The sequence below is a fragment of the Gemmatimonas sp. genome (assembly GCF_036405635.1).
Classification (GTDB): Bacteria; Gemmatimonadota; Gemmatimonadetes; order Gemmatimonadales; family Gemmatimonadaceae; genus Gemmatimonas.
The window spans coordinates 22,272-33,055 of sequence record NZ_DASWXE010000141.1; the positions used below are offsets into that span (position 1 = coordinate 22,272).

At 64.7% G+C, this 10,784-nt stretch carries 6 protein-coding genes; 4 read left to right on the forward strand and 2 right to left on the reverse strand.

All coding sequences use genetic code 11. The features are described 5' to 3' along the window. Positions 1 to 52: 52 nt before the first annotated feature. Both VGE27_RS11735 and VGE27_RS11740 read left to right on the forward strand, forming a co-directional pair. Complete coding sequence (locus VGE27_RS11735; protein ID WP_331049845.1) at positions 53 to 1,021, forward strand: acyl-ACP desaturase; 969 nt, start codon at positions 53 to 55, stop codon at positions 1,019 to 1,021. 3 nt (positions 1,022 to 1,024) lie between these two features. After that, entirely contained in the window at positions 1,025 to 2,683 is a 1,659-nt protein-coding gene (locus VGE27_RS11740; protein WP_331049846.1) for a serine/threonine-protein kinase, read from the forward strand. A 174-nt stretch (positions 2,684 to 2,857) separates the two neighbouring features. Here the strand turns inward: VGE27_RS11740 and ppc are convergent, their stop codons facing one another. Further along, a complete protein-coding gene (gene ppc, locus VGE27_RS11745) occupies positions 2,858 to 5,659 on the reverse strand; it encodes a phosphoenolpyruvate carboxylase (RefSeq protein WP_331049847.1) in 2,802 nt (933 codons plus the stop codon). 378 nt (positions 5,660 to 6,037) lie between these two features. On the opposite strand from ppc, the gene VGE27_RS11750 reads away from it, so the two are divergent. Beyond that, complete coding sequence (locus tag VGE27_RS11750; protein ID WP_331049848.1) at positions 6,038 to 6,403, forward strand: Ig-like domain-containing protein; 366 nt, start codon at positions 6,038 to 6,040, stop codon at positions 6,401 to 6,403. On the opposite strand, the gene VGE27_RS11755 is transcribed toward VGE27_RS11750, so the two are convergent. Further along, a complete protein-coding gene (locus VGE27_RS11755) occupies positions 6,400 to 7,482 on the reverse strand; it encodes a glycerophosphodiester phosphodiesterase (RefSeq protein ID WP_331049849.1) in 1,083 nt (360 codons plus the stop codon). The two genes, VGE27_RS11750 and VGE27_RS11755, sit on opposite strands and share 4 nt — an antisense overlap. Positions 7,483 to 7,516: 34 nt before the next feature. Here VGE27_RS11755 and VGE27_RS11760 point away from each other — a divergent pair, with 34 nt between their 5' ends. Then, a complete protein-coding gene (locus VGE27_RS11760) occupies positions 7,517 to 10,726 on the forward strand; it encodes a serine/threonine-protein kinase (RefSeq protein ID WP_331049850.1) in 3,210 nt (1,069 codons plus the stop codon). Positions 10,727 to 10,784: the final 58 nt, after the last annotated feature.

Below are 10,784 nucleotides of genomic sequence, written 5' to 3' on the forward strand. Positions count from 1 at the left end.
CGACGCTCGGGGCGAGGTATCTTGCGTTTCTCACGCCCTATCACCGAGTCCCATGCACCTCCCCGATTCAGAAATTCTGGCCAAGGTCGAAGTCCTGGCCGACCTCGAGAAGGACGTGGAACAGCTCATGGAAGCGCATGAAGCCAAGCGCATCCTGTGGTTCCCTTCCGAGATCCTGGCGCCAGAGCCGGAGACCGATCCTGACGCACATGTGAAGGGGCTGCGCGAGCGCGCCCGTGGTATCAGCATGCCGTCACGTGTGGCGATCTGTCTCAATACGTTGACCGAAGAAGGCCTGCCCCACTTCCACCGCCTGCTGGCCACCTACCTGGGCGGTGACACGTTCTGGGCGAAGTGGAACAACCTGTGGACGGCCGAGGAAGACCGGCACGGCGCGATCCTGCACGACTACACCCGCGACAGCCAGCTGCTCGACAATCCGACGTTCGAGCGCATGCAGTTCGAATACCTGAAGGCGGGTTTCGAGCCGTCGTGGGACAAGGATCCGTACCGCGTGTTCGTCTACACGTCGCTGCAGGAGCGGGCGACGCAGGTGAGCCATGCCAACACGGGCAAGCTGGCCGGCGAGTACGAGCCGCTCATCGGCACCGTGCTGCAGCATGTCGCGAAGGAAGAGGCGCGTCACTACGTGTTCTATCGCGAGATCTTCAAGCGTGTGCTCGATCGCGATCCGAACCGCGCACTCGAGTCGGCGGCGCTGATCATGCCGAGCATCGACATGCCGGGCCTCAACATGCCGCACTTCCGCGAGATGGCCGATGTCATCCGGCGCGCCGGCATCTATGGTCCGCGTGAGTACATCAAGATTGTCGAAGACCTGGTGAAGTTCTGGGCCATCGACAAGATCGAAGGACTCAACGAGGCGGGTCGCAAGGCGCAGGAAAAGATCATGTCCATCAATGCCCGTCTCGAGCGGGTGGCGGACATGATGGAAACCCGCAGCCGCGCCAAGACCTTCCAGTTCCAGGTCGCTTTCGCCCGCGAATTCGCGATGGACTGATCGATGGCCCACGATGCGATCGCCGACCTGCGTGCAGCCCTCGGCGATCGTTTCGCCATCGAGCGTTTGCTCGGACGGGGCGGTATGGGCGCGGTATACCTCGCCCGTGACCGTCAACTCGATCGGCCGGTGGCACTCAAGGTGCTGCCGGCCGAATTTGCTACCCAGCACGACCTGCGCGAGCGCTTCCTGCGTGAAACCCGTACCACTGCGGGATTCTCGCACCCCAACATCGTGCCGGTGTTCAGCATCGAGGAGCATGCCTCGCTGCTGGCGTATGCCATGGGGTACGTCGAAGGTGAAAGCCTGGCCGAACTGGTGGCCCGCAATGGGCCGCTGGCCGTGCGCGATGTGGTGCGCGTGATGCAGGACATCGGCTATGCGCTGGCGTATGCGCATGGCCGTGGCGTCGTGCACCGCGACATCAAGCCCGACAACATCATGATCGAGCGCGCCACCGGCCGCGCGATGCTGATGGATTTTGGTATCTCGCGTGCGGTGAGTGCCGCGCCGGTACCGGGCACACGTGCGAACCTCACGCGCGTGGGTGAGGTGGTAGGCACGCCGGAGTACATGAGCCCGGAGCAAGCCTCGGGCGACCACATCGATGGACGCAGCGATCTCTACTCGCTGGGCCTCGTGGCGTGGTTTGCGCTGACGGGCCGGCCGGCCGTGGCGGGAGAGAGCACACAGAAGGTGCTGGTGAAGCAGCTCACCGAATCCGTGCCGCCGATCGCGACGATGCGCAGTGATGTGCCGCCGCAGCTCGCGGTGGTGGTGGACCGGTGTGTGCTCAAGGCACCGGAGGCGCGCTTCGAGAACGCGGCGGCGCTGGTGGAAGCGCTGGATGTGGCGTCGCTGCGTGGTGTGGAGATCCCGCTGCCGGTGCGACTGCTGGCGCAGGGATTTCATCAGGCCTCGGTCGTGGTGCTGTTCGAGCTGCTGATGCTGCCGCTGATGTACTACTTCCTGTCGAAACAGGGCCTCGGCGATCTCGATACCATTCTGCCCATCGTGATGCTGCTGGCGATCACCTGGGGGCGACTCGCACAGGTGACGCAGCAGTTGCGCAGCGTCGTGATCCGCGGCTTTTCGGTGGAAACGATCCAGACGGGATTCAAGGCGCTTCGTGCCGAGCGGGACGCGGAGCGGGCGCAGCTGCGGGCCAATCCGATGTTCGTGGCCAAGCGGCGGCGTCAGGTGATCATTCTGGTAAGCGCGTTCGTCGCGTCGTTTGTCTTGCAGCAGTGGGTGATCCGCACGATGCGTACAGAGCTCTCGCCAGGGTGGTACGGCGTTTCGACGCCCGGCGTGATCATCCTGTTCGCCGCGTATGTGATGCGCGGTGTGGCGGTTGTCGGACTGATACGATCACCGCTGCGAGCGAGCGTGGGTGAACGGTTCTACGACCGGATCTGGGCGGGATGGCCTGGGCGCTTGGTGATGCACCTGCTCTCGAGGGGCGTGCGTCCGCAGACCGCCACGTTCAGCGACGCCTTCCCGCAAACGATGGCCCCGCCGGCTTCCACGCCCGTTTCGCTTCTCACACCTCGCGCACCGCGCACGCCTGTCAGTGGCGATGCGACCGTATCGCTTGAGCAGCGCGTCGCGTCCCTGGAGGCGTGGCGGAAAGACTGGGAACAGCGGGGGGAACACAGATGACGCAGAGGCACAGAAACTCACAGATACAGCACTTTCCTTTTTGAACAGCATGTCAGGCTCGAGCTGGATCTGACCTCACTGAGGTATCAAAAAAGAAGAGCAGTTGTGGTATCTGTGCGTTTCTGTGAGCTCGCTCTGTGTCATCTGTGTTCCCCCCGCTGTTCCCGCTGTACGTCAGCCCGAATTGCGCAGCCCCGCGGCGATGCCGTTGATCGTGATGTGAATGCCACGACGCATGAGGTCGTCGGGCGCGGCGCCTGAGGCCACGTGCTCACGATGGCGTTGCAGCAGGGCGATCTGCAGGTGGTTGAGTGGATCCATGTAGGGAAAGCGATTGGCCATGGACCGCACGAGCAGGGGGTTGTCGGCCAGCAGTTCGTCCTGACCCGTGATCTGCCGCAGCGCTTCACGCGTGCGTTGCCATTCGCTCTCGATGCGCGCGAAGATGGTGCGACGCAGTGTCTCGTCCTGCACCAACTCCGAATAGCGCGACGCTACACGCAGGTCGCTCTTGGCGAGCACCATGTCCACGTTGGACAACAGCGTGCGGAAGAACGGCCAGTGTTGTGCCATGCGCTGCAGCACCGGCAGGCCGTCGGGCTGTGCTTCCAGGAATGCGGTCACCGCGCTGCCAAAGCCGTACCAGCCCGGCAGCATGCAGCGACACTGCGCCCAGGCGAACACCCAGGGGATCGCGCGCAGGTCTTCGATGCGCTCGGAGGGTTTCCGACTCGATGGCCGGCTGCCGATGTTGAGCGTCGCGATCTCGGCCAGCGGTGTGCTCTCGCGAAAGTACTGCACGAAGCCCGGCGTTTCGTACACCAGCGCGCGGTACGCCGAGTACGCATGCGCGGAGAGCTGTTCCATGACCGGACGGAACGCCGCCACCTGATCAGCACCACTCTCGTGATCGGTGAGTGTGGCTTCCATCGTGGCCGCGACCAGCAATTCGAGATTGCGGCGTCCCACGTCGGGCGTGGCGTACTTGGACGCAATCACTTCGCCCTGCTCGGTGAGCCGCAACTGACCCGTGACTGCACCGGCAGGCTGCGCGAGAATGGCATCGTAGCTCGGACCGCCACCACGACCCACACTGCCACCGCGGCCGTGAAAGAACCGCAACTGCACGCCGGCATCCTCGAACACCTGCATGAGTGCCGTCTGTGCCTGGTACAGCTCCCAACCACTGGTGAGAAACCCGCCGTCCTTGTTGCTGTCGGAGTAGCCCAGCATCACTTCCTGCACATCACCACGCATCCGCAACAGTGCACGATAGACCGGCAGCGCCAGCGCCGCGCGCATGGTCTCACCGGCGCGACGCAGGTCGGCAATGGTTTCGAACAACGGCACGATGTCGAGCCCCAGCGAAGGCTGTGTTCCGCCCGTGGCGAGCCCCGCCTCCTTGAGCATCAGCGCCACTTCCAGCAGGTCGGATACGCCATCACACTTGGAGATCACATAGTGCGGCAACGCTTCCGCACCGTACCGCTGCCGCATCTGGGCGGCGGTGAACACGATGTCCAGCTCACCCGCCACTTCGTCGCCGTAGGACAGATGCGGCGAATAGAGTGGCCGTGTGCCCTCGAGCTCACGAGCCAGCAGCGACACGCGCGCCGACTCGTCGAGCGAGACATAGTCCGTGTGCACACCCGCCTGCGCGAACAGCTCGGCCACCACACGCTCATGCACATCGGCATTCTGACGCAGGTCGAGCGGCGCGAGATAGAAGCCGAAGGCGCGCACGGCCATGAGCAGGCGACGCAGCCGACCCGTCGCCAGCAGGCCCACACCCGTGGCCATGAGCGAATCACGGATGACGGTGAGGTCGTCATGCAGTGCATCGGCGGACGTGTAGGGCTCACCGCTGCCGAGCGCCGCACGCACCGGGGGTGGCAGCTCCAGTACACCCATAGTGGACACCACCCGCGCGTAGATGCCACTCAGCGCGCGGCGGTACGGCTCGTCCGCTCGCTGTGCGCTGGTATCGGGTGAACGGGCCGCCAATGTATCGAGCTCCGGCGTCACCGCATGCAGCGTGCGCGAGAGCGACAGCTGCTGCCCCAGCGTGTGAATCTCCTGCAGGTAGAAATCGAACGTCGCCGACGCCTGCAACCGCAGCGTTTCGTTCAGCACACCGGCGGTGACAAACGGATTGCCATCGCGGTCCCCACCGATCCAGCTGCCCGGCTTCAGGAACGGCGTCAGTTGCCACGTACTGCCTGGAAATTCGGCCGACAGCAGGTCTTCGAGATTGGCATGCAACCGGGGCACTTCGGTGAAGAACGTGCTGCGGAAATACGCGATGCCGTTCTTCACTTCGTCCACCACACGCAGGCGCTCGCCGCGCACGATGCGTGTGTGCCAGAGCGTGAGCACCAACCGCGTGAGCAGGGCGTCATTCTCCGCGCGCTCTTCCGCGGTGAGTACCATGCGATCGCGCTGTTCGAGCAGCGTAGCGACCTGCTGCAACACCGTGAGCGTGCTCTGGCGCTGCACCTCGGTGGGATGCGCCGTGAGAACGGGTGATACGAAGGCATTGCGAAAGAAGTGCATCAGGCGATCCTGAGCCTGTGCGTCATCACCAATGGCACGGCGCACCGTCTCGATCGCGAACTCCAACGTGCCTTCCCGCGGCGGTGAACCCATCGCCTCGTGCGCACGGCGCCGACGTCCCCGATGCGTGTCCTCGGCGATATTGGCCAGTTGCAGAAAATACGAGAACGCGCGCACCACACTGAGCATCGTGTCTGGCGGCAGTGGATCGAGCAGTGTGTGGAGCTCCTCCCGATCTTCGGCCCGACCTTCGCGGGCAAACCGGATGGCTGCGCGACGCGTATCTTCGACCAGCTGAAAGACATCGGCACCCTCCTGCTCGCGCACCGCGTCACCCAACAAGCGGCCCAACAGGCGAATGTCATCGCGGAGGGGACGGTCTTTCTCGTCCCGTGCCAAGGGTGGGTCGAGGATTTCAGTCATGATTCAACCTCGGCCCACGTCACGCGCCCGTCAACGATGGAACAGCGGGGGGAACACAGATGACACAGAACTGCGCAGAAAGGCACAGATACAGCGTTCTCATTGTTGAACAGCGTGTCTCCCCCAAGCAAGGACGGGGCAGCACTAGCAGGATGCGAAGTGGTCGTATCTGTGATTTTCTGTGAACGGGTTCTGTGTCATCTGTGTTCCCCCCGCTGTTCTCCAGCTGTTCTCCATCAGTTCGTCCCAGCGAGCGCGACGCCATTGTGGGATCTGGAATCGGGCCGCACAATTGTCTGGCCTTTCCCACCTTGAAGGCGCACACCTTGCTTGAGCTTGGCCCGGTGCCGCGCCATATGCCTACCGTCTCGAGCGCCGATGCTCCGTTCATTGTCTTCGCATCACTACATCACGGGTGCTCTGCTCGTGTGCGCGACATTCACCCTGGCCTGCACCCAGAACTCGGCCGAACCCTGTGACATGGCTATTGCCGTGCGCGTGCAAAGCAGCCGCGAAACACTGCGTGTGGGTGACACCACCACAGTGCGCGCGTCTGCCACAACCTGCGTGGGCCGCGAAACGCCAACCTATACGTGGCGATACAGCGTCAACGACTCGAGCATCGCGCGCATCAACGCGTCCACCGGACTGCTCACATCGCGCACGGCAGGCACCGTCACGGTTCAGGCAGAATCGGACGCCGTTCTCACGCGCGGATTCCTGAATATCACGGTCACGCCCTAGCGGGCCGATGTCGACCGGCCTTTTACGACCACGTCCGGAAAGTCTCCGAAGATTCCGTCCACGCCGAGGCGCACGAACTCCTGTACCTCGGCCACTGGATCCCCACCGTATCGCTTCGGCAGGAACACGGGTTCGGACCGCAGCGTCCACACATGCACCTTGAGCCCCGCGGCGTGTGCATCGCGCACCAGTGAAGTAGGGACACTGGCCGAGTCGGCACCGACGATCATGCGCGTGTTCACGCCGATCGCGTTGGCAAAGGTGCGGATCTCCCGCAGCCCCTCGGGTGTGACCCACTGGGCACCGGTGCGCCGGTCATACGGGACCTGACCACTCGTCAGCAGCAGCACCAGCGGCACTCGGGTCTCCTGCCGCAGTGCGCGCAGGTTGCCCACCTCGAAGCTCTGGATGAACACCGGCGCATCGGGCCGATCGAGTCCGCGGGCGCGGAGGCTCTTCAATAGCGCCGGCTCGAGTGGCAACCCAATGGTGCGGAAGTAGGTGGGGTGCTTGGTCTCCGGATACACGCCGACGACCCGTCCGCGGGCTTTCGAGAGCGAATCGGCCAGCGCCAGCACCTCGTCGAAAGTGGGAATGCCGAACTGACCATCGAACGTGTGCGAACGAAAGGCCAACCGTTCGCGGGCACGCAGTGTCCGAAGCTCGGCCAGTGTGAAGTCCTCGGTGAACCAGCCCGTCACGGTGTCCCCATCGATGACTTTGCGGGTCTTTCGGTCGGGGAAACGGTCGGCCACGTCGGTGGTGCCACCGATCTCGTTTTCATGGCGGGCCACCAGCACGCCGTCCCGGGTGTTCACGAGATCGGGTTCGATGAAGTCTGCCCCCATCTCCACGGCCAGGGTGTACGCCGCAAGCGTGTGCTCCGGACGGTGGCCGCTGGCGCCGCGATGGGCGATGACCAGGGGGCGGGCCGACGGACCTGCGGGGGCTGAGGCGCCAGCAGCGGGCGCGGGGGCATGGGCACAGCCGGCGGCCGCGAGACTCAGACTGGCCGCGGCGAGGGACAAGCCGACAACACGCGCGGCCTGTCGAACGAATGGATGATGGTAGGGTGTCATGGAGTTTCGTCGATCTTCGCCCCAACTTACCGCTATGAGCGACCCGGCAACCCAGGATATCGAGTCACGGCTTCGTACCGCCCTCTCAGGGCAGTACCGCGTGGAAGGCTTGCTGGGACAGGGCGGCATGGGCGCCGTCTTCCGGGCTCACGACGAGGCACTCGACCGGCCCGTCGCCATCAAGGTCGTTTCGCCCGATATGGCGGCCAGCGCTGAGCTGCGCCAGCGCTTCGTCATGGAATCGCGCACCGTCGCGCGACTGCGGCATCCCAACATCGTGGCCGTGTACGCGGCTGGTGAGTCGGACGGCCTGTTGTACTTCGTCATGGAGTTCGTGCCGGGCGAGAGCCTGCGCGACCGACTCACGCGCGAAGGCAAGATCAGCGAAGCCGACGCCGTGCCCATCCTGCGCGACATGGGACTCGCGCTCGACTATGCACACGCGGCCGGCGTGGTGCACCGCGATGTGAAGCCCGAGAACGTGCTGCTCGATCGCGAAACGGGCCGCGCGATGCTCACCGACTTCGGTGTGGCGCGCGCGTTGCAGAGCAATGTGCAACTCACCGGCGCCGGCTTCGTACTCGGCTCACCGCGCTACATGAGTCCCGAACAGGCCGGCGGCGAGCAGAATATCGATGGTCGCAGCGATCTCTATTCGCTGGGTCTCATCGCGGTGGAGATGATCACCGGCACGCCCGCCGTGGAAGCGACAACGGCGGCCACCGTGCTCATCAAGCATCTCACCGAGCAGGTGCCCTCGCTCAGTGTCTCGGCGCCAGGTACGTCGGAGACGGTGTCCCACGCGGTGGACCTGCTGCTGCGCAAGAATCCAAACGAACGCTGGGCCCGTGGACGCGACTTTGCCGCGGCCGTGGCCGGTGAACCGATTCCCGGCACCCCGCCGTCTCCCATTCCCGGTGCATCGCGTGGCACGACCCGCGTCTCGGCGCAGACGGTGGGCGCGAAGGCACGGCGCTGGATCGGTGGCGGTGTGGCAGCGCTGGCAGCCGCAGCGGCCGGCGTGTTCTTCCTTGGCAATCGCGGCAGCAGCGACGACAAGGAGTGGATCGTTGCGCCGTTCGAGGTGCAAAGCCCCGACAACTCGCTCGACTGGTTGCGCGAGGGTGGGCTCAACATGCTCACGATTTCACTCGCGCAGTGGAAGGACCTGCACGTCGTGGAGTACGAGCGCACGCTCGACCTGCTGCGCGACGAAAAGCTCGAAGACACACGCCGCGTGGGCCTCGAAGATGCGCAGCGTCTCGCGCGCCGCGGTGGCGCCGGTCGCGTGGTGCTTGGTCAGCTCACGCTCGCCGGTGATTCGGTCATTGCCACGGCCAATCTGTATGACGTGCGCTCTGGCAAGGTCACCGATCGTGCTCGCGCGGCAGCGCTGCGCACGGCCGACCCGCGTGGACTCTTCCAGGAACTGGCCGGTGAACTGCTCGATCTGGTGGGTGGCCCGCGCGTCTCGCTCGATCTCGCGCAGCAGACCACCACATCGGTCGAAGCTTATCGCCTGTATCTCTCCGGTCTGCGCGCACTGAACTCGTGGCGCCTGACGCAGGCCGACTCGATGTTCTCGCAGGCCATCGCGCTCGATTCCACCTTTGCGCTGGCGTACTACCGTCGTTCGCTCGGTCAGGGCTGGATGGGTCGCATGGACAGCTCGCGTCTCTTCGACGTGGACAAGTCCATCCAGTACGCCTCACGCCTCCCCACACGTCAGCAGGAAATCGTGCGCGGACACGGCGAGCTCACGCTGGGCTTCGTGAACATGGCGTCGGGCGACCGCACCGCGTCGCGCAATGCGTTCATCCAGTCGCGCGATCGATTCGCCAAGCTGGTGGTGGCCGATTCGCTGGACGCAGAAGCGTGGTATGCGCTCGCCGACGCCGACTATCACCTGGTGTGGAACACGAACTACGGCCGCAACGCCGACAGTTCGGCCAAGTACCTGAACGAATCGCTGCGCGCCTTCCAGCGCACCATTCGCCTCGATTCCACATTCCATCTCGCCTACCAGCACCTGGTGGATCTGTACGAGCGCGCGGCCATTCCGCGTTCGTTCATTCTCGTGAATGACTCCATCAAGGCGGGCGGGTCCGAAGCCAACGAACGCAAGGTAGGCGGAGCCGAGCGCATCGCGTCCCTGCGCAACGCTGCCGGCATGCGGGCACGTGAAGCCGCACAAGGCTGGATCTCCGCCGATCCCGATGCGGTACAGGCGCGCACGTCGCTGGCCACGAATCTCGAAGCCGCCGGCATGATCGACAGCGCGATCAAGGTGCTGCAGGGCGCCATGGCCCGGCCGGCTACGAACGCTGCGGTGCTCCCGTGGCGCATCCTGCGCATTCGTGCCCGTCAGTTGCAGCCGGGCGTTGGTCAGGCCTATGCCGATCTTCTGAGCCGCACACCGGTGGACTCCTTCGCCGCCATGACCATCGGCGAGCGGTACTCCGCGCTCACCGACGTGATGGCCGTCGCCGGTTTGACCGGGCGCCTGTCGTTGCTGACTACCGCGTCCGATCTGCTCACCAACACCACGGTCATGCTGCCCACCGTGCAGCAAACGCCCACGCGTGTGATCGCGCAGTGGTTTGCGCTGGCGATCCGCGGGGGCACGGGCGTGTTGCAGTCGGCCGGCGAACGGGCGCAGTTCGCCGAGATCATGCGCTCGCTGAGTCAGTTGCCGCCGGAAGCGCGTGACCGTGTGAGCCCGTATGTGCTGTACCTGTCTACACGCGACTCCACCTTCGCCAACCTCACGATCAAGACCGTGGCCGCGATGGGTGACACGGTCGGCTATCCCGAACTGGTAGCGATGCTGTCGCTGCAGCGCGGCGACAAGGCCACGGCCGAACGACTGGCCCGCACCTTTCCTTCGCCGGACTCGCTGCGCAAATCGACGATTGGCCTGACGGGACTGCGCATCGTGACACGCGCGGTGGTGCTGGCGGAGCTGGGCAACACCCGCCGCGCCGTGGAAACGCTGGAAGCCATCGATCCGGCGCGTTTCCAGCGCAACGACGGATTGGATATCACCTGGGCCGTGTACGTGCGACAGTTCGCGCTGCGCGGCAAGCTCTACGAACAACTCGGCGACAAGGCCAAGGCGGTCGAAGCCTACGAGCGCTTCATCACGCTCTGGCAGGAGGCCGAAGATCCGCTGCAACCGCAGTTGCGTGAAGCCCGCGAAGCCGTTGCGCGACTGCGTGATGCGGCTGTCACGCGCCCTGGCTGAACAGAGACACCCACTTCCCCGACGGTCGCATGGTTCCCACGGCACCTGAAGCGCTGCT